Origin of the sequence: Streptomyces subrutilus (assembly GCF_001746425.1) — a bacterium.
In the GTDB taxonomy this organism is placed as follows: domain Bacteria; phylum Actinomycetota; class Actinomycetes; order Streptomycetales; family Streptomycetaceae; genus Streptomyces; species Streptomyces subrutilus_A.
The window spans coordinates 2,163,472-2,182,083 of the sequence record NZ_MEHK01000001.1 but is presented as its reverse complement, the minus strand read 5'-3'; the positions used below and the strand labels follow the sequence as shown (position 1 = coordinate 2,182,083).

The 18,612-nt window shown below is 72.1% G+C and carries 18 protein-coding genes; 13 read left to right on the top strand and 5 right to left on the bottom strand.

The features are described from left to right. Window positions 1-72 precede the first annotated feature (72 nt). The gene (locus BGK67_RS10840) at window positions 73-1,425 is read right to left on the bottom strand and encodes a DUF2252 domain-containing protein (protein ID WP_069919880.1); all 1,353 of its coding nucleotides are present in this window, start codon (window positions 1,423-1,425) and stop codon (window positions 73-75) included. 167 nt (window positions 1,426-1,592) lie between these two features. On the opposite strand from BGK67_RS10840, the gene dnaE reads away from it, so the two are divergent. Then, the gene (gene dnaE / locus BGK67_RS10835; protein WP_069919879.1) at window positions 1,593-5,135 is read left to right on the top strand and encodes a DNA polymerase III subunit alpha; all 3,543 of its coding nucleotides are present in this window, start codon (window positions 1,593-1,595) and stop codon (window positions 5,133-5,135) included. Window positions 5,136-5,209: 74 nt separating this feature from the next. Here the strand turns inward: dnaE and BGK67_RS38820 are convergent, their stop codons facing one another. Beyond that, window positions 5,210-5,374: a hypothetical protein gene (locus BGK67_RS38820; protein ID WP_167739565.1), complete on the bottom strand. Its 165-nt coding sequence runs from the start codon at window positions 5,372-5,374 to the stop codon at window positions 5,210-5,212. Window positions 5,375-5,597: 223 nt separating this feature from the next. On the opposite strand from BGK67_RS38820, the gene BGK67_RS10830 reads away from it, so the two are divergent. Genes BGK67_RS10830 through BGK67_RS10815 form a run of 4 tightly spaced genes read left to right on the top strand, consistent with a single transcriptional unit; the run spans window position 5,598 to window position 9,546 of the window. Beyond that, on the top strand, window positions 5,598-6,908 hold the full coding sequence (locus BGK67_RS10830) for an NYN domain-containing protein (protein WP_079154117.1): 1,311 nt from the start codon (window positions 5,598-5,600) through the stop codon (window positions 6,906-6,908). A gap of 28 nt (window positions 6,909-6,936) precedes the next feature. Continuing rightward, window positions 6,937-7,974, top strand: a complete 1,038-nt coding sequence (locus tag BGK67_RS10825) for an ABC transporter ATP-binding protein (protein ID WP_069919878.1) — start codon at window positions 6,937-6,939, stop codon at window positions 7,972-7,974. A 29-nt stretch (window positions 7,975-8,003) separates the two neighbouring features. Continuing rightward, window positions 8,004-8,876: an ABC transporter permease gene (locus BGK67_RS10820; protein ID WP_069923777.1), complete on the top strand. Its 873-nt coding sequence runs from the start codon at window positions 8,004-8,006 to the stop codon at window positions 8,874-8,876. A gap of 49 nt (window positions 8,877-8,925) precedes the next feature. Then, window positions 8,926-9,546 (top strand): DUF2567 domain-containing protein, encoded by a 621-nt coding sequence (locus BGK67_RS10815; protein WP_069919877.1) that lies wholly within the window; start codon window positions 8,926-8,928, stop codon window positions 9,544-9,546. A 288-nt stretch (window positions 9,547-9,834) separates the two neighbouring features. On the opposite strand, the gene ybaK is transcribed toward BGK67_RS10815, so the two are convergent. From ybaK to BGK67_RS10800, 3 genes are read right to left on the bottom strand one after another with little or no spacing between them, the layout of a single operon-like run. Then, window positions 9,835-10,332 (bottom strand): Cys-tRNA(Pro) deacylase, encoded by a 498-nt coding sequence (gene ybaK / locus BGK67_RS10810; RefSeq protein WP_069919876.1) that lies wholly within the window; start codon window positions 10,330-10,332, stop codon window positions 9,835-9,837. A gap of 23 nt (window positions 10,333-10,355) precedes the next feature. Beyond that, window positions 10,356-11,093 (bottom strand): LON peptidase substrate-binding domain-containing protein, encoded by a 738-nt coding sequence (locus BGK67_RS10805; protein WP_069919875.1) that lies wholly within the window; start codon window positions 11,091-11,093, stop codon window positions 10,356-10,358. 34 nt (window positions 11,094-11,127) lie between these two features. Beyond that, window positions 11,128-12,723, bottom strand: a complete 1,596-nt coding sequence (locus BGK67_RS10800; RefSeq protein ID WP_069919874.1) for an oxidoreductase — start codon at window positions 12,721-12,723, stop codon at window positions 11,128-11,130. A 138-nt stretch (window positions 12,724-12,861) separates the two neighbouring features. Between BGK67_RS10800 and hisD the strand changes: the two genes are divergently transcribed. Genes hisD through hisF form a run of 8 tightly spaced genes read left to right on the top strand, consistent with a single transcriptional unit; the run spans window position 12,862 to window position 18,577 of the window. Continuing rightward, the gene (gene hisD / locus BGK67_RS10795) at window positions 12,862-14,184 is read left to right on the top strand and encodes a histidinol dehydrogenase (RefSeq protein ID WP_069919873.1); all 1,323 of its coding nucleotides are present in this window, start codon (window positions 12,862-12,864) and stop codon (window positions 14,182-14,184) included. Continuing rightward, a complete protein-coding gene (locus BGK67_RS10790; protein ID WP_069919872.1) occupies window positions 14,181-15,296 on the top strand; it encodes a histidinol-phosphate transaminase in 1,116 nt (371 codons plus the stop codon). Before hisD ends, BGK67_RS10790 begins: the two co-directional genes overlap by 4 nt. Continuing rightward, entirely contained in the window at window positions 15,293-15,886 is a 594-nt protein-coding gene (gene hisB / locus BGK67_RS10785; RefSeq protein WP_069919871.1) for an imidazoleglycerol-phosphate dehydratase HisB, read from the top strand. Before BGK67_RS10790 ends, hisB begins: the two co-directional genes overlap by 4 nt. Window position 15,887: 1 nt before the next feature. Beyond that, window positions 15,888-16,055 (top strand): hypothetical protein, encoded by a 168-nt coding sequence (locus tag BGK67_RS38815; RefSeq protein ID WP_031148344.1) that lies wholly within the window; start codon window positions 15,888-15,890, stop codon window positions 16,053-16,055. Further along, the gene (gene hisH, locus BGK67_RS10780) at window positions 16,052-16,696 is read left to right on the top strand and encodes an imidazole glycerol phosphate synthase subunit HisH (protein WP_069919870.1); all 645 of its coding nucleotides are present in this window, start codon (window positions 16,052-16,054) and stop codon (window positions 16,694-16,696) included. The genes BGK67_RS38815 and hisH overlap by 4 nt, the downstream gene beginning before the upstream one ends. Further along, window positions 16,696-17,433, top strand: a complete 738-nt coding sequence (gene priA / locus BGK67_RS10775) for a bifunctional 1-(5-phosphoribosyl)-5-((5-phosphoribosylamino)methylideneamino)imidazole-4-carboxamide isomerase/phosphoribosylanthranilate isomerase PriA (protein ID WP_069919869.1) — start codon at window positions 16,696-16,698, stop codon at window positions 17,431-17,433. The genes hisH and priA overlap by 1 nt, the downstream gene beginning before the upstream one ends. Next, the gene (locus BGK67_RS10770; RefSeq protein WP_069919868.1) at window positions 17,430-17,825 is read left to right on the top strand and encodes a RidA family protein; all 396 of its coding nucleotides are present in this window, start codon (window positions 17,430-17,432) and stop codon (window positions 17,823-17,825) included. Before priA ends, BGK67_RS10770 begins: the two co-directional genes overlap by 4 nt. Then, a complete protein-coding gene (gene hisF / locus BGK67_RS10765) occupies window positions 17,822-18,577 on the top strand; it encodes an imidazole glycerol phosphate synthase subunit HisF (protein ID WP_069919867.1) in 756 nt (251 codons plus the stop codon). The genes BGK67_RS10770 and hisF overlap by 4 nt, the downstream gene beginning before the upstream one ends. Window positions 18,578-18,612: the final 35 nt, after the last annotated feature.

The following is an 18,612-nucleotide window of genomic DNA, read 5'->3' as shown; positions in this document are numbered from 1 at the left end:
CGCCGCGAGTGTGCCATGCGTCCCTGTGGAGGCGTCCCGCAGGTCCGGGTCGCGCGCTCCCTCGGCGGGGGACTACAGCGGGTTCCTCCCGGCACCGGCCGAGGGGGCGAGCCGCCCGTTGCGGAAGAGGTCCACGAAGATCTGGTGGTCGGCGCGCGCCCGGGCCCCGTAGGCGTGGGCGAAGTCCACGAGCAGCCCGGCGAAGCCCTCCTCGTCGGCCGCGATGGCCGCGTCGATGGCCCGCTCGGTCGAGAAGGGGACCAGGGTCTGGCCGCTCTCGGCCGCGTCCGCCGCCCCGTGCATGGTCGCCGTGGCCCGGCCCAGGTCGGCGACGACGGCCGCGATCTCCTCCGGGTCGTCCAGGTCCGACCAGTCCAGGTCCACCGCGTACGGGGAGACCTCCGCCACCAGCTGCCCGGAACCGTCCAGCTCCGTCCAGCCCAGCCAGGGGTCGGCGTGCGCCTGCAGGGCGCGCTGGGAGATCACCGTGCGGTGCCCCTCGTGGCGGAAGTACTCCCGCACGGCCCGGTCGGTGATGTGCCGGGAGACCGCCGGGGTCTGCGCCTGCTTGAGGTAGATCACGACGTCGTTCTCCAAGGCGTCGCTGTGCCCCTCCAGCAGGATGTTGTACGAGGGCAGGCCGGCCGAGCCTATGCCGACGCCCCGGCGGCCCACCACGTCCTTAACCCGGTAGGAGTCGGGCCGGACCAGGGACTCGTCGGGCAGGGTCTCCAGGTACCCGTCGAAGGCGGCCAGCACCTTGTAGCGGGTGGCCGCGTCCAGCTCGATGGTCCCGGGGCCCGGCGCGAAGCGCCGCTCGAAGTCGCGGATCTCCGTCATCGAGTCCAGCAGGGAGAAGCGGGTACGGGAACGGGCCGAGCGCAGCGCCCCCAGCAGCGGGCCCTCGGCGGTGTCCAGGGTGAAGGAGGGCACCTCGTCATACTTCGCCCCGGCGGCCAGGGCGTGGATCCGCTCCCGGTAGGCGTCGGCGTAGACCCGTACCAGCCCGCTGATCTGCTCGTCGCTGAGCGCCTTGGTGTAGCCGATCAGGGCCACGGAGGCGGCGAACCGCTTCAGGTCCCAGGTGAAGGGGCCGACGTAGGCCTCGTCGAAGTCGTTGACGTTGAAGATCAGCCGGCCGTTGGAGTCCATGTACGTGCCGAAGTTCTCCGCGTGCAGATCGCCGTGGATCCACACCCGGCCCGTCCGCTCGTCCAGGTAGGGGCCGCCGTGCCGGTCCCGCTCCAGGTCCGCGTAGAAGAGGCAGGCGGTGCCCCGGTAGAAGGCGAAGGCCGAGGCGGCCATCTTCCGGAACTTGACCTGGAAGGCGGCTGGGTCTGCGGCGAGCAGCTCGCCGAAGGCCGTGTCGAACACGTCCAGTATCTGTTCGGCGCGCTGCTCGTCGGTCGTCACGGGAACCGCCATGGCGGATGCCTCCTGGTGGTGCGGGGCGGATCTGGGGGATCACATTCCGGACAGGTGTCCTTGGCTCTGCAACGCACGAAGGTACCCGCCAGTGCCCCGGACGTGTCACTCCGGAGACGTAGGATTCGTAGCTGCCGCCACTCTCTCCCCACCGGAGGACCCCCACCGTGACCAAGCCGCCGTTCACGCACCTGCACGTCCACACCCAGTACTCGCTGCTGGACGGTGCCGCGCGGCTGAAGGACATGTTCAACGCGTGCAACGAGATGGGCATGACGCACATCGCCATGTCCGACCACGGCAACCTGCACGGCGCCTACGACTTCTTCCACTCCGCCAAGAAGGCCGGGATCACGCCGATCATCGGCATCGAGGCGTACGTGGCGCCGGAGTCCCGGCGCAACAAGCGGCGCATCCAGTGGGGCCAGCCGCACCAGAAGCGCGACGACGTCTCCGGCTCCGGCGGCTACACCCACAAGACGATCTGGGCGGCGAACGCCACCGGCCTGCACAACCTCTTCCGGCTCTCCTCCGACGCGTACAAGGAGGGCTGGCTGACGAAGTGGCCGCGCATGGACAAGGAGACCATCTCCAAGTGGTCGGAGGGCCTGATCGCCTCCACCGGCTGCCCCTCCGGCGAGCTGCAGACCCGGCTGCGCCTCGGCCAGTTCGACGAGGCCCTGAAGGCCGCCTCCGAGTACCAGGACATCTTCGGCAAGGACCGCTACTTCCTGGAGCTGATGGACCACGGCATCGAGATCGAGCGCCGGGTCCGCGACGGGCTGCTGGAGATCGGAAAGAAGCTCGGCATCCCGCCGCTGGTCACGAACGACTCGCACTACACGTACGCCAGCGAGGCCGGCGCCCACGACGCCCTGCTGTGCATCCAGACCGGCAAGAACCTCTCGGACCCGGACCGCTTCCGCTTCGACGGCACCGGCTACTACCTGAAGTCCACGGACGAGATGTACGCCATCGACTCCTCGGACGCCTGGCAGGAGGGCTGCGCCAACACCCGGCTGGTCGCCGACCAGATCGACACCGAGGGCATGTTCCAGTTCCGGAACCTGATGCCGAAGTTCGACATCCCCGAGGGCCACACCGAGGTCAGCTGGTTCCGTGAGGAGACCCTGCGCGGCATGCACCGCCGCTACCCCGAGGGCATCCCCGAGGACCGCATGAGGCAGGCCGAGTACGAGATGGACACGATCATCTCGATGGGCTTCCCGGGCTACTTCCTCGTGGTCGCCGACTTCATCATGTGGGCCAAGAACCAGGGCATCGCGGTCGGCCCGGGCCGAGGCTCCGCGGCCGGCTCGATCGTCGCCTACGCCATGGGCATCACCGACCTCGACCCGCTCACCCACGGCCTGATCTTCGAGCGCTTCCTGAACCCCGAGCGCGTCTCCATGCCCGACGTCGACATCGACTTCGACGAGCGCAGGCGCGTCGAGGTGATCCGGTACGTGACGGAGAAGTACGGCGAGGACAAGGTCGCCATGATCGGCACCTACGGCACCATCAAGGCCAAGAACGCCATCAAGGACTCCGCGCGCGTCCTGGGCTACCCCTACGCCATGGGCGACCGGCTCACCAAGGCCATGCCCGCCGACGTCCTCGGCAAGGGCATCCCGCTCTCCGGCATCCTCGACCCCTCGCACCCCCGCTACAGCGAGGCCGGCGAGATCCGGGGGATGTACGAGAACGAGCCCGACGTGAAGAAGGTCATCGACACCGCCCGCGGCGTCGAGGGCCTGGTCCGCCAGATGGGCGTGCACGCCGCCGGCGTGATCATGTCGAGTGAGACGATCACCGACCACGTGCCCGTCTGGGTGCGGCACACCGACGGCGTCACCATCACCCAGTGGGACTACCCGAGCTGCGAGTCGCTCGGCCTGCTGAAGATGGACTTCCTGGGCCTGCGCAACCTCACGATCATGGACGACGCCGTCAAGATGGTGAAGGCCAACAAGGGGATCGACATCGATCTCCTGGCCCTGCCGCTCGACGACCCCAAGACCTTCGAACTGCTCGGCCGCGGCGACACCCTCGGCGTGTTCCAGTTCGACGGCGGGCCCATGCGCTCCCTGCTGCGCCTGATGAAGCCCGACAACTTCGAAGACATCTCCGCCGTGTCCGCGCTCTACCGCCCGGGCCCGATGGGCATGAACTCGCACACGAACTACGCCCTGCGCAAGAACAAGCAGCAGGAGATCACCCCGATCCACCCGGAGCTGGAGGGGCCCCTCGAAGAGGTGCTCGCGGTCACCTACGGCCTGATCGTGTACCAGGAGCAGGTGCAGAAGGCCGCCCAGATCATCGCCGGGTACTCGCTCGGCGAGGCCGACATCCTGCGCCGCGTGATGGGCAAGAAGAAGCCCGAGGAGCTGGCGAAGAACTTCACGATCTTCCAGGCGGGCGCCCGCAAGAACGGCTACTCCGACGAGGCCATCCAAAAGCTCTGGGACGTCCTGGTCCCCTTCGCCGGCTACGCCTTCAACAAGGCCCACTCGGCCGCGTACGGCCTGGTCTCCTACTGGACCGCCTACCTCAAGGCGAACTACCCGGCCGAGTACATGGCGGGCCTGCTCACCTCGGTCAAGGACGACAAGGACAAGTCCGCGATCTACCTGAACGAGTGCCGGCGCATGGGCATCAAGGTGCTCCCGCCGAACGTCAACGAGTCCGAGTCCAACTTCGCCGCCCAGGGCGACGACGTGATCCTCTTCGGCCTCACCGCGGTGCGCAACGTCGGCCAGAACGTCGTCGACTCGATCATCAAGACCCGGAAGGCCAAGGGGAAGTTCTCCTCCTTCCCCGACTTCCTGGACAAGGTCGAGGCCGTGGTCTGCAACAAGCGGACCGTCGAGTCGCTGATCAAGGCCGGGGCCTACGACGAGATGGGCCACACCCGCAAGGGCCTGGTCGCCCACCACGAGTCGATGATCGACAACGTGGTCGCGGTCAAGCGCAAGGAGGCCGAGGGACAGTTCGACCTCTTCGGCGGCATGGGCGACGAGGGCGCGGGCGACGAGCCCGGCTTCGGCCTCGACGTCGAGTTCTCCGACGTCGAGTGGGAGAAGTCCTACCTGCTCGCCCAGGAGCGCGAGATGCTCGGCCTCTACGTCTCCGACCACCCGCTCTTCGGCCTCGAGCACGTGCTCTCCGACAAGACCGACGCCGGCATCTCCCAGCTGACCGGCGGCGAGCACTCCGACGGCGCCGTCGTCACCATCGGCGGCATCATCTCCGGCCTCCAGCGCAAGATGACCAAGCAGGGCAACGCCTGGGCCATCGCCACCGTCGAGGACCTGGCCGGCTCCATCGAGTGCATGTTCTTCCCCGCGACCTACCAGCTCGTCTCCACCCAGCTGGTCGAGGACACCGTCGTCTTCGTCAAGGGCCGCCTCGACAAGCGCGAGGACGTGCCCCGCCTGGTCGCCATGGAGATGATGGTCCCCGACCTCACCTCCGCCGGCACCAATGCCCCGGTGGTCCTCACCATCCCCACGGTCAAGGTCACCCCGCCGATGGTGACCCGGCTGGGGGAGATCCTGCGCCACCACAAGGGCAACACCGAGGTGCGGATCAAGCTCCAGGGCCCGCGCACCACCACCGTGCTGCGCCTCGACAAGCACCGGGTCCAGCCCGACCCCGCCCTGTTCGGCGACCTCAAGGTGCTGCTCGGCCCGTCCTGTCTGGCCGGATAGCCCCGCCGCACGACGCAGAAGGGCCTGCCCGGCACCGCCGGGCAGGCCCTTCTGCGTCATCCGGAGCAGCCGCGTCAGTTGTGGCCGAACTTCTTCGACCTGCTCTTGTGCGCCAGATCCATCGGACTCGGGGCCTGCGAGGCCGACTCGGGCGAGGATTCCGTCGAGCTCCTCGACGGGTCCTGCGAGGACGAGCGGGCCTGCTGCTTCGGCTGCTTCTGCTGCTTGTTCTTGGCCATGGTGGAGCCTCCGTGATGGGGTCTAGGGGCCAGGACCGCCTTCACACTCACACAGCGCCAGAAACCGCGCATTTTGGATCATTACCGCGCGTAGTCGGGAGCCTTTCCCGGCCTCCTTGTGAGATCCGCCACGCCGATGATCGAGTTCCGGCCGTCAACACCCTTGCGGTCGGGCAGACTCGGGGCACCCGACGAAAAGCACAGAGGACCCCCAGGGAAGAGGGTGGAACGCGTGGACCGCTGCGTCGTCCTGGTGGACGCCGGCTATCTGCTGGGCGCCGCCGCGAGCCTCCTCGCAGGGGAGCCCTCCCGCTCCCGCATCACCGTCGACCACGCCGCCCTCATCCAGGGCCTGCGCGAGCGCGCCGAGGCCGACACCGAGCAGCCCCTGCTGCGCATCTACTGGTTCGACGGCGCACCCGACCGGGTGCCCCAGCCCGAGCACCGGCGGCTGCGCGTCATGTCCCGCGTCACCGTCCGGCTGGGGGCCCTGACCCGCAGCGACGGCCGCTGGGCGCAGAAGGGCGTCGACGCCGCCATGCACGCCGAACTCACCGAGCTGGCCCGCAACCGCGCCTGCTCCGACGTCGTACTGGTGACCGGCGACGGAGACCTGCTGCCCGGCCTGATGTCCGCCAAGGAACACGGCGTCGCCGTCCACCTGTGGGCCGTCCAGGCCGCCGACGGGGACTACAACCAGTCCGAGGACCTCGTCGCGGAAGCCGACGAACGCCGCGTCCTGGACCGGGCCTGGATCACCCGGGCCGTCCGCGCCAAGGACCTCACCGGCCTGTGCTCCCCGCCGCCCGCCCCGCGCCCCGACATCGCCGCCATCCTCTCCGCCCCGCTGCCCGAGGCCGCGCTCGCCGAGGCCGCCCGCAACAGCACCGCCGACAGCGGGGACGACGACGGCGACGGCCTGCCGGTCCCCGCGCCCGCCACCGGCGCCGGCAGGACCGTCCCCACGCCCAAGGACCTCGCCGGCTCGCTGCGCGCCCCCGGCCAGCAGCCCGCGGCGCCGAACGGGCAGCAGGGCGGCCACGCCCCGGCCGGCAGTGCCCTGCGCTGGTCCTCCGACAAGGGCTGGATCGACCGCGCCGGACCGCTCGGCGAACCTGCCGAGACCGCCTCCCTGCCCACCCTCGCCCAGCTCACCAGCGCCGAACAGCGCTGGGCCGACCGGGAGGAGGACATCACCACCGTCGGCGGCGACCCCTTCGAGGTGGGACAGGTGTTCGCCCGGCGCTGGATGGAGCGGCTCCCGGAGACCGTGCACCTCCAGAAACTGGCCACCATGTACCCCCGCATCCCGCACCGCATCGACGGCGAGCTGCTGCGCTACGCCGCCCGGTTCGGCCTGCTCGCGCACAAGGACGACCAGATCGACGAGCACGACCGCTATGCCATCCGGGCCGGGTTCTGGCGGGAGATCGACGTCCGCGCCGCCGCCGAACACGTGGCCGCCGTACCCGCCGCGGCCCCCGGAACCACCCCCCTGAACGCGGCCTCCCCGGCGACCCCGGGCGCCGAGTAGGGGCCGGAGCCGCGTAGGCTGCTCCCTCGTGAGCACGGGCACAGCACAAGAGCAGAACGGCACAGCGGCAGGCGCGGCAGCCGGCCCCGACGTCGTCTGCGCGGTGCGTGACCTGGTCAAGACCTATCCCGCCGTGCGCGGCCGGCGCGGGGCCCCGGCCCTGCCCGAGACCCGCGCCAGCGACGGCGTCTGCCTGGAGGTCCGGCGCGGCGAGATCTTCGGCCTGCTCGGCCCCAACGGCGCCGGCAAGTCGACGCTGGTCCGCCAGCTCACCGGGCTGATGCGCCCCGACGCCGGCAGCGTGACCCTGCTCGGCCACGACCTCGTACGCCACCCCGAGCGGGCCGCCCGGCTGCTGGCCTACCTCGGCCAGGAGTCGACCGCGCTGGACGAGCTGACCGTGTCGCTCGCCGCCGAGACCACCGGGCGGCTGCGCGGGCTCGACGTACGGGCGGCCAGGGCCGCGCGGGACGACGTACTGGAGGAGCTCGGGCTGACCGGGATCGCCGGGCGGCCCCTGAAGAAGCTCTCGGGCGGCCAGCGGCGCCTCGCCTGCTTCGCCGCCGCGCTGGTGGGCGAGCGGCCGGTGCTGGTCCTCGACGAACCCACCACCGGCATGGACCCCGTGGCCCGGCGCGCGGTGTGGTCGGCCGTGGACCGGCGGCGCGAGCGGCACGGAGCCACCGTCGTACTCGTCACCCACAACGTCATCGAGGCCGAGACCGTCCTCGACCGGGTCGCCGTCATCGATCAGGGCAGGGTCATCGCCTGCGACACCCCGGCGGGGCTCAAGGCCAGGGTCTCGGGCGAGGTCCGCCTGGAACTGGTGTGGCGCGAGAGCGCCCCGCTGGACGTGCCGGAGGTCGCCGAGCTGCGCGGGCTCGCCGCCGAGTCCGGGCGGCGCTGGGTGCTGCGGCTGCCCGCCGAGGACGCGCGGGCCGCGGTGGCCGCGGTCACCGGGGGGCCGGCCTTCGCCGCCCTCGACGACTTCACGCTGGCCACGCCGAGCCTGGAGGACGTCTACCTGGCACTCGGCGGAAAGACGAAGGGGCTGGTGAAGTCGTGAGCGACCCTACGACGAGCACGGTCGCGCCGATCGCCGGCGCCGGACGGGTCGCCGGCGGGCCCGGAGCCGCCGGAGCCGCCGGAGCCGCCGGAGCGCGAGCCGCGGGGGCGGCGGATGCCGCGCCGGCCGGTGACCGGGAGCCCACCGCCGCGCCGCTGGCGCCGCGGGCCGGGCTCTTCCCCGCGCTGGCCGCCGTGTACCGGGCGCAGCTGTCCCGGGCGAGGGTGGCGCGGATCCCGCTGCTGTTCGTGGCCACCTTCCAGTCCGTCGGGATCATGATCCTGATGCGGGGGGTGGTGGACGGGGGCTCGGAGGCCCGGGCCGTCGTGGCCGGCTCCTCCGTCCTCGTCGTCGCCTTCGTCGCGCTGAACCTGCTCGCCCAGTACTTCGGGCAGCTGCGGGCCAGCGGCGGGCTCGACCACTACGCCACGCTTCCCGTGCCGCCCGCCTCGGTGGTGCTGGGCGCGGCCGCGGCGTACGCCTCCTTCACCTTGCCGGGGACGCTGGTCACCGCCGTGTTCGGGTGCGTGCTGTTCGGGCTGCCGATGAGCGGGCTGTGGATCCTGGCCGCGGTGGTGCCGCTGGCCGGGGCGGCGCTGGCCGGGCTCGGCGCGGCGCTGGGGTTGCTGGCGCCGCGCCAGGAGCTCGCCACGCTGGCCGGGCAGCTCGGCATGTCGGCCGCGCTGCTGCTGGGGGTGCTGCCGCCCGAGCGGATGCCGGAGGTGATCGTGTGGGCGCGGGACCTGCTGCCGTCCACGTACGGGGTGGAGGCCTTCGCGCAGACCTTCGCCCCGGATCCGGACTGGGCCGTCGTCGCCCTCGACCTCGGGGTGTGCGGGGCGGTGGGCGTCCTGTCGCTGGCCGTCGCCACCTGGGCGTACCGGCGGGCCGCGGTCCGCTGAGGCCGGTGCCGGGCCGCCCGCCTCGCACGGGACCTGGCACGATGTGGGGGTGACCGAAGCCGTGACCCCGCCGTCGCCTTACGACCCGCCGTCGCTCCCGCCCGAGAAGCCGGAGGCCGCCGCCGTGGCCGTCACCCCCGAGGACGTCCGGGACGGCGCCGCCGTCGCCCTGGCCGTCGGGGTGGCCGGAGTGCTCCTCGGACTGCTGTGGGCGTGGCTCGCGCCGCGCGTGCAGTACGTCTCCAACGGGGAGTCGGTCTTCCTGCGCAACACCGAGAGCGAGGCGCGGATCGGGTCCGACGGGACGTTCTTCCTGCTGTCGGCGGGGCTGGGCGTGGTGAGCGCGGTCGGCACCTTCCTGTGGCGCCGGGCCGGCGGTGTGCCGCTGGTGATCGGGCTCGCGGTCGGATCGCTGTTCGCCGCGGTGGTCGGGTGGCGGTTCGGGCTGTGGCTGGGGCCGTCGAGGGACCTGGCCGCGGCTGCGGCCGAGGCGGGCAAGGGGGTGCCGTTCGATGCGCCGCTGGAGTTGCTGGCGCACGGGGCGCTGCTGGTCTGGCCGATGGCCGCGGTGCTGGTCCACCTGGCCCTCACGGCCCTGTGGTCCCCCCGCGACCCGGACCCGGGCCCCCCCCCCGGCTGGACGGGCCACCCCCCGCAGCCCCTTTCCTGACCGAACCTCTGCTTTGCCGTGCCTCTCGCCGGCGGGGCTGGGGTCCCGTGCGTCTGCGTGCGCGCGTCAAAGCTCGGGGCTCCGCCCCGGTCCCCGCGCCTCAATCGCCGGCGGGGCTGGATCCGGCCGTCGTACGCATTGCCGTGCGGGTCATAGCCCCCCGGGCGGCACGTGCCGGCGGAGGGTGGCCGAAACCAGCCCCGCCGGCGATTGAGGCGCGGGTGTGGGCGGTGCCCGCGAAGCCTGTGCGGCGGAGTCCGCGGAGCCCGGGCAGCGTTCCGCCGGGGGCTACGGGCGGGCGATCGGGGCCACCGTGGCGTTCGTCAGGGTGGTGAGGTCCGTGGGGGAGAGTTCGATCTCCAGGCCCCGGCGGCCCGCCGAGCAGCAGATGGTCGCGTGCGCCGCGGCCGAGGCGTCGAGGACGGTGCGCAGGGGCCGCCGCTGCCCCAGCGGCGAGATGCCGCCCCGCACGTAGCCCGTGGTGCGTTCCGCCAGCACGGGATCGGCCATCGCCGCCCGCTTACCGCCCACCGCCGCCGCCAGCGCCTTCAGGTCCAGCGATCCCGACACCGGGACCACCGCCACCGTCAAGGCCCCGTCCACGTCCGCGACCAGGGTCTTGAAGACCTGCGCCGGCGAGACGCCGAGCGCCTGCGCCGCCTCCTCGCCGTAGGAGGGATGCGCCGGGTCGTGCTCGTACGCGTGGGTCGTGAAGGCGACGCCCGCCGCCGTGAGGGCCGCGATCGCCGGGGTCCCGGCCGTCGCCTGCTTGGATTTCTTCGCCATCGGGTCCAGTCGGTCCAGTCGGTTCAGTTCGGGCTGGTCGGGGTGCGGGTCAGGTCCACCGCCGGCAGCGAGGGCAGGTGGCGGAGCACGGCCGTCTCCGCGCGCAGCAGCTTCAGCTCCTCCGCCAGCCGCGTCGCCGTGTCCGGGGCCTGGAGCAGCCGCTGCTTCGCCGGGACGTCCAGGACCGCCGCCGCTGCCACCAGGTACGAGACCACCGAGGGATCGTCGGGGAGCTCCGCGCCCGTCAGGGACCGCTCACGGGCCCCCGCCAGCCGCTTCTGGTAGTTCCGGAACGCCCGCAGCACCCCCTCCGCCAGGGCGCCCGCCCCCTCGCCCGCGTCCTCCGGGAGCTCCTCCAGCTCCGCCGTGAGGAAGGGGCCCGAGGAGTCGACCGACAGCAGCCGGACCCGCGACGTGCCGGTCGCGAGGACCTCGAAGCTGCCGTCCTCCCGCTCGCGGATCGTCGCCGCGTCCGCGATGCAGCCCACCCGGTGGAAGGCCTGCACCGGGTCCGCGCCGAAGCCGGCGGCCGGGCCGCGCTCGGGCAGGGCAGTCTGGTCGGGCAGGCCGGGCGCGGTCGGCGCGACCTCGCGGCCGTCGCGGATGGCGACGACCGCGAAACGGCGCGGCTCGTCCTCGCTCGTCTTCAGCAGCTCGCGCATCATGGCGCGATAACGCTCCTCGAAGATGTTCAGCGGGAGGACGAGTCCCGGGAACAGCACCGAGTTCAGCGGGAAGAGGGGCAGGCGAACGGTGGTCACGAGGCACAGGGTAGTGGCCGCCGGGCCGGCGCCGTCACCCTCGCCTCAGCACGCGCGACGCGCCCGCCGCCACCGTCGTGGCCAGGATCCACCCCAGGAGGATCAGCGCGGCCGCTCCCCACTGCCAGCCGCCGTCCACCTTCCACTGGGCCTGCTGGCCGAGGTCGATCACCGGGAGCAGCAGGTCCAGGGCGTACAGGGCGGCATCCCACTCGGGGTGCTCGTTCTCCTTGATCGGCGGCGGTCGGTGCCGGGAGAACAGCAGCGCGCCCGCCGCCCACAGGACCGCCATCCACAGCGCTGCCCGGCCCGGGCGGTAGCCGTAGACCACCGTCCAGTCCTGGAGGTAGCCCCAGGCCTTGGCCGCGGGCGGCAGGGTCCCCCGGCGGCGCCGCTGCTTGGCCAGCAGCACCTGGCGGGCGTCCGCGTCCTCGCCACTGGCCCGCAGCACGGCCGCCAGGCGCTCGTACGGCTCCGGCGAGTACTCGGGGGTCGCCGCCTCCACCCACTCGAGCCGCCGGGCCAGCGGGAAGTGGCCCCGGGGGGCGAGGGTCTCGTAGACGAACCCCTGGATGGACACCCCGCCCGGGCCCGGCCAGCTGGTGGAGGTGTCGACGAGCTTGACCACCTTCGCCCCCGACACCACGACGCGCCCGCGCTCCAGCCGCTCGCCCACGAAGCGGAATTCGGGGGTCTGGATCCTGCGCAGGGAGATCTCCTGCTCCTCCGTGAGCACGAAGCGGGCCCCGAAGAAGTCGATGGCGTCCCCGAAGCGGCCGTCGTCCAGCCGCATCCCGCCCCGGCACTCGAAGCGCTGCGCGCGCTGCCCCCGCGCCGGCGTCAGCCCCAGCCCGTACGGAGGCGTGGAGGAGTTCGAGCCGGGGACGTAGTCCAGCGCGATCGAGGTCAGGTACAAGGTCCGCTCGACGGTCAGCTGCGGGGCGTTCAGCGCGTACTTCCCGTACGGATTGCGCAGGCGGGCCCCGCGCAGGTTCATCGACACGCCGACCGTCGCGCCGCGCAGGCTCACCTCCCCGTACGTCTCCAGCAGCTCGCCCTGGAAGTCCTGCGCCACCGACATCCCGTCGGCGCTGATCGCCCGGCCCTTGGTGTCCCGCTGCACCACCGCCTGGCTGACCAGCAGGTCGGTGCCTATCTGCGCGTCGGTCAGCCGGATGCCCCGGGCCACCCGGCAGCGCGGCAGGTGCAGATCGCCCTCGGTGTGCAGGCGGGCCGCCTCCAGCCGGGGGATCGCGCAGTTGACCAGCCGCAGCGTGCCGAAGCGGGTCTCGGACGCCTGGATCTCGCTGTCGAAGCGGCAGGACTGCAGCTCCACGTACGGCCCGACCGTGCCCCCGGACAGGTCCAGGCGCCCCGTGATCCGTACGCCCCGCAGTTTGAGCGAGGCCACCCGGCCCGGCACCGGAGACGGCCCGTGCAGCAGGAGCAGGGCCACCACCTCGGCGCGGACGCTGCGCTCGGGGCCCCAGACGTGCTCGGCGTGCGGATCGTCCCGGTCGACGGCGCGGACCGTCAGATCGCAGACGCTGCCCGTGCGGTACGCCTCCCACATGCGGCGCTCGGCAGCGGTGAGATCCGCCGGTTCCTCGCCCGCGCGTGCCTCGGTCATGGCGGCCCCCCTCCGCTGTCACCCGCATGCCTGCAAGCGTCTGTGATCAAAGCTATCGGGGGCCTGTGACATCCGGGGCGTGTATCAGCCAGTGATACGGGCGAACGGTGGCGTGATGCGGTCTGAGAGAATTGGGGGGTGATCTCTCGTATCGACCTGCGCGGCAACGCCCTCCCCGAGGGCGGCGCCCTGCGCGATCTGCTGCCCCGTGCCGAGTTCGACGTGGAAGCCGCCCTGGAGAAGGTGCGGCCCATCTGCGAGGACGTCCATCATCGCGGCACGGCGGCGCTGATCGAGTACGCGCGGAAGTTCGACGGGGTCGAGCTCGCGCAGGTCCGGGTGCCCGCGCAGGCCATCTCGGCCGCGCTGGAGCAGCTGGACCCGGCCGTCCGCGCCGCCCTCGAGGAGTCGATCCGGCGCGCCCGGATCGTGCACCGCAACCAGCGCCGCACCGAGCACACCACCCAGGTGGTCCCCGGCGGCACGGTGACCGAGAAGTGGGTTCCGGTGGAGCGCGTGGGGCTGTACGCCCCGGGCGGCCGCTCGGTGTACCCGTCCTCCGTCGTCATGAACGTCGTACCCGCGCAGGAGGCGGGCGTCGAGTCGATCGCGCTCGCTTCCCCGCCGCAGAAGGAGTTCGGCGGCCTGCCGCACCCCACGATCCTCGCCGCGTGCGCCCTGCTCGGCGTGGACGAGGTGTACGCGGCGGGCGGCGCCGTGGCCGTGGCGATGTTCGCGTACGGCACCGAGGACTGCCTGCCCGTGAACATGGTGACCGGCCCCGGCAACATCTGGGTCGCCGCCGCCAAGCGCTACTTCACCGGGCGGATCGGCATCGACACCGAGGCCGGCCCGACCGAGATCGCGGTCCTCGCGGACTCCACGGCCGACCCGGTGCACGTGGCCGCCGACCTGATCAGCCAGGCCGAGCACGACCCGCTGGCCGCCGCCGTCCTCGTCACGGACTCCGCGGAGCTCGCGGAAGCCGTCGAGCGGGAGCTGGAGCCGCAGGTCGCCGCCTCGAAGCACGTCCACGACCGGATCAAGCCGGCGCTCGCGGGCAAGCAGTCCGCGATCGTGCTGGTCGACAGCCTGGAGGACGGCCTCAAGGTCGTCGACGCGTACGGCGCCGAGCACCTGGAGATCCAGACCGCCGACGCGGCCGCCTGGGCCGCCCGCGTGCGCAACGCCGGCGCGATCTTCGTCGGCCCCTGGGCCCCGGTCTCGCTCGGCGACTACTGCGCCGGGTCGAACCACGTCCTGCCCACCGGCGGCTGCGCCTGCCACTCCTCGGGGCTGTCCGTGCAGTCCTTCCTGCGCGGCATCCACATCGTCGACTACACGCGCGACGCCCTCGCCGAGGTCACCCACCACGTGGTGACGCTGGCCGAGGCCGAGGACCTGCCCGCCCACGGCGCCGCCCTCAAGGCGCGCTTCGGATGGAAGGTGCCGACCGCATGACGGCGAACATCGCGATCGACGACCTCCCCATCCGCGACGAGCTGCGCGGCAAGACCCCGTACGGCGCCCCGCAGCTCGACGTGCCCGTCCAGCTGAACACCAACGAGAACCCGTACGAGCTGCCCGAGCCGCTCGTACGGCGGATCGCCGAGCGCGTCGCCGACGCCGCCCGCACCCTCAACCGCTACCCCGACCGGGACGCGGTCGAGCTGCGCACCGAACTGGCCGCCTACCTCACCCGTACGGCCGGGCACCCGGTCACGCGGGAGAACGTCTGGGCCGCCAACGGCTCCAACGAGGTCATCCAGCAGCTGCTGCAGACCTTCGGCGGGCCGGGGCGCACGGCGATGGGCTTCGAGCCCTCCTACTCGATGCACGCGCTGATCTCCCGGGGCACCGGCACCGGGTGGATCTCGGGCCCGCGCCGGGACGACTTCACCATCGACGTGGCGGCGGCCCGGCAGGCCATCGCCGAGAACGCCCCCGACGTCGTCTTCATCACCTCCCCCAACAACCCCACGGGCACCGCGGTCGAGGCCGAGACGGCCCTCGCGCTCTACGAGGCCGCGCAGGCGGCCAAGCCCTCCCTGGTGGTCGTGGACGAGGCGTACGTGGAGTTCAGCCACCGCGAGTCGCTGCTGCCCCTCATCGAGGGACGGCCGAACCTGGTGGTCTCCCGGACCATGTCCAAGGCCTTCGGCGCCGCCGGTCTGCGCCTGGGCTACCTGGCCGCGCACCCCGCCGTCGTGGACGCCGTCCAGCTGGTGCGCCTGCCGTACCACCTGTCGGCCGTCACCCAGGCGACCGCGCTGGCCGCCCTGGAGCACACCGACACCCTGCTCGGCTACGTCGAGCAGCTGAAGGCCGAGCGCGACCGCCTGGTCGACGAACTGCGGGCCATCGGCTACGAGGTCACCGAGTCCGACGCGAACTTCGTCCAGTTCGGCCGGTTCGAGGACTCCCACACCGCCTGGCAGAAGATCCTCGACCAGGGTGTCCTGGTCCGGGACAACGGCGTACCGGGATGGCTGCGGGTCACCGCCGGCACCCCGGACGAGAACGACGCGTTCCTGGAAGCGGTTCGCGCACTGAAGAAGGAGCAGCACGCATGAGCCGCATCGGACGGGTCGAACGGACCACGAAGGAGACCTCCGTCGTCGTCGAGATAAACCTCGACGGGACCGGCCGGGTCGACGTGTCGACGGGCGTGGGCTTCTTCGACCACATGCTCGACCAGCTCGGCCGCCACGGCCTCTTCGACCTCACCGTCAAGACCGACGGCGACCTGCACATCGACACCCACCACACCATCGAGGACACCGCCCTCGCGCTCGGCGCCGCCTTCAGGCAGGCCCTCGGCGACAAGGTGGGCATCTACCGCTTCGGCAACTGCACCGTGCCCCTCGACGAGTCCCTCGCCCAGGTGACCGTGGACCTGTCCGGCCGCCCCTACCTCGTGCACACCGAGCCCGAGAACATGGCGCCGATGATCGGCTCCTACGACACGACGATGACCCGGCACATCTTCGAGTCCTTCGTCGCGCAGGCCCAGATCGCCCTGCACATCCACGTCCCGTACGGCCGCAACGCCCACCACATCGTGGAGTGCCAGTTCAAGGCCCTCGCGCGGGCCCTGCGCTACGCCGCCGAGTTCGACCCGCGCGCGGCCGGCATCCTGCCCTCGACGAAGGGCGCCCTCTAGCGTGAACGGGCTCAACACGATCCTGATCGTCCTCGGCCTGTTCCTGGCCGGCGGCGTCTACTCCTTCCAGAAGCAGCAGATGCCCAAATCGGTCGTCATCCTGCTCGCCATCGGCTCCGCGATGTGCCTCGCCGCCGGAGTCCTGCGAATCCAAGGAATCTGGGAATGAGTGCAGCACGCAAGACCGTCGTGGTCTTCGACTACGGCTTCGGCAACGTCCGCTCCGCCGAGCGGGCCCTCGCCCGCGTCGGCGCCGACGTCGAGATCACCCGCGACTACGACAAGGCCATGGACGCCGACGGGCTGCTCGTCCCCGGCGTCGGCGCCTTCTCCGCCTGCATGCAGGGCCTCAAGGACGCCCGGGGCGACTGGATCATCGGCCGCCGGCTGTCCGGCGGCCGTCCGGTCATGGGCATCTGCGTCGGCATGCAGATCCTCTTCGAGCGCGGCATCGAGCACGGCGTGGAGACCGAGGGCCTCGACGAGTGGCCCGGCACCGTCGGCCCGCTCAAGGCACCGATCGTCCCCCACATGGGCTGGAACACCGTCGAAGCCCCGGCCGACAGCCAGGCCTTCGCCGGCCTGGACGCCGACGCCCGGTTCTACTTCGTGCACTCCTACGCGGCGCGCGAGTGGACCCTGGAGGTCACCAACCCGGCGATCCGCGCCCCCCGCGTCACCTGGGCCACCCACGGCGAGCCCTTCGTCGCGGCGGTGGAGAACGGGGCCCTGTGGGCCACCCAGTTCCACCCCGAGAAGTCCGGCGACGCCGGCGCCCAGCTCCTCACCAACTGGATCGAGACCCTGTGATGACCGAGCCCGCAGCGAAGCTGGAACTCCTCCCCGCGGTCGACGTCCGCGACGGCCAGGCCGTCCGCCTCGTGCACGGGGTGTCCGGCAGCGAGACCTCCTACGGCTCCCCGCTCGAAGCCGCCCTGGCCTGGCAGCGCTCCGGCGCCCAGTGGCTGCACCTCGTCGACCTCGACGCCGCCTTCGGCACCGGCGACAACCGGGCCCTGGTCGCCGAGATCACCCGCGCCATGGACATCAAGGTCGAGCTGTCCGGCGGCATCCGCGACGACGCCTCGCTCGCCGCGGCCCTCGCCACCGGCTGCACCCGCGTCAACCTCGGCACCGCCGCCCTGGAGACCCCCGAGTGGGCCGCCAAGGCCATCGCCGACCACGGCGACCGGATCGCGATCGGCCTCGACGTCCGCGGCACCACCCTCAAGGGACGCGGCTGGACCAGCGAGGGCGGCGACCTGTACGAGACCCTGGCCCGGCTCGACTCCGAGGGCTGCGCCCGGTACGTCGTCACCGACATCGGCAAGGACGGCACGCTGACCGGCCCCAACCTGGAGCTGCTGCGGGGCGTCTGCGCCGCCACCGACCGGCCCGTCGTGGCCTCCGGCGGCGTCTCCTCCCTGGACGACCTGCGGGCCCTGTCCGAGCTGGTCCCGCTGGGCGTCGAGGGCGCGATCGTCGGCAAGGCCCTGTACGCCAAGGCCTTCACCCTGGAAGAAGCCCTGAAGGTGGTCAACGCATGAGCTCCGACGCGATTCGCCGCATCTCCTCCGGCGGCCCCTACGAGGACGTCATCGCGTACTCCCGCGCCGTCCAGCTCCCGAGCGGCCTCGTCCTGGTCTCCGGCTGCACCGCCGCCGACGCGGGCGGCCCGTACGACCAGGCGATCGCCGCCTTCGGCGTGGCCTTCAAGGCCCTCGCCCAGGCCGGGCTCGGCCCCGAGCACGTGGTCCGCACCCGCATGTACCTCACCCACGCCCGCGACGTGGACGAGGTGGGCCGCGCCCACAAGGAGCTGTTCGACGCCGTCCGCCCCGCCGCGACGATGCTCATCGTCTCCGGCTTCGTCGACCCGGGCATGGTCGTCGAGGTGGAGGTCGAGGCGTACGGCCCGGTCCAGGAGGCCTCCGCATGACCCTCTCCGTACGGGTGATCCCCTGCCTGGACGTGGACAACGGCCGCGTGGTCAAGGGCGTCAACTTCCAGAACCTGCGCGACGCCGGCGACCCGGTGGAGATGGCCAAGCTGTACGACGCCGAGGGCGCCGACGAGCTGACCTTCCTCGACATCACCGCCTCCTCCGGCAACCGCGAGACCACCTACGACGTGGTGCGGCGCACCGCCGAGCAGGTCTTCATCCCGCTGACCGTCGGCGGCGGCGTCCGCACGGCGGACGACGTCGACAAGCTCCTGCGCGCCGGGGCGGACAAGGTGGGCGTGAACACCGCCGCCATCGCCCGCCCCGAGCTCATCCAGGAGATCGCGGAGCGCTTCGGCCGTCAGGTTCTGGTCCTGTCGGTGGACGCCCGCCGCACCGCCTCGGGCTCCTTCGAGGTCACCACCCACGGCGGCCGGCAGGGCACCGGCATGGACGCCGTCGAGTGGGCCCACCGGGCGGCCGAACTGGGCGCCGGGGAGATCCTGTTGAACTCGATGGACGCCGACGGAACCAAGGACGGCTACGACACCGAGATGATCACGGCCGTGCGCCGGCACGTGACGGTCCCGGTGATCGCCTCGGGCGGCGCGGGCAAGCTGGAGCACTTCCCGCCGGCCATCGCGGCCGGCGCCGACGCGGTCCTCGCGGCCTCGGTCTTCCACTTCGGCGACCTCCGCATCTCCGAGGTCAAGACCACCCTCCGCGAGGCGGGCCACCCGGTCAGGTAGAACCGGGGCGCCCAGCCCCGACCCCGCGCCCGCCG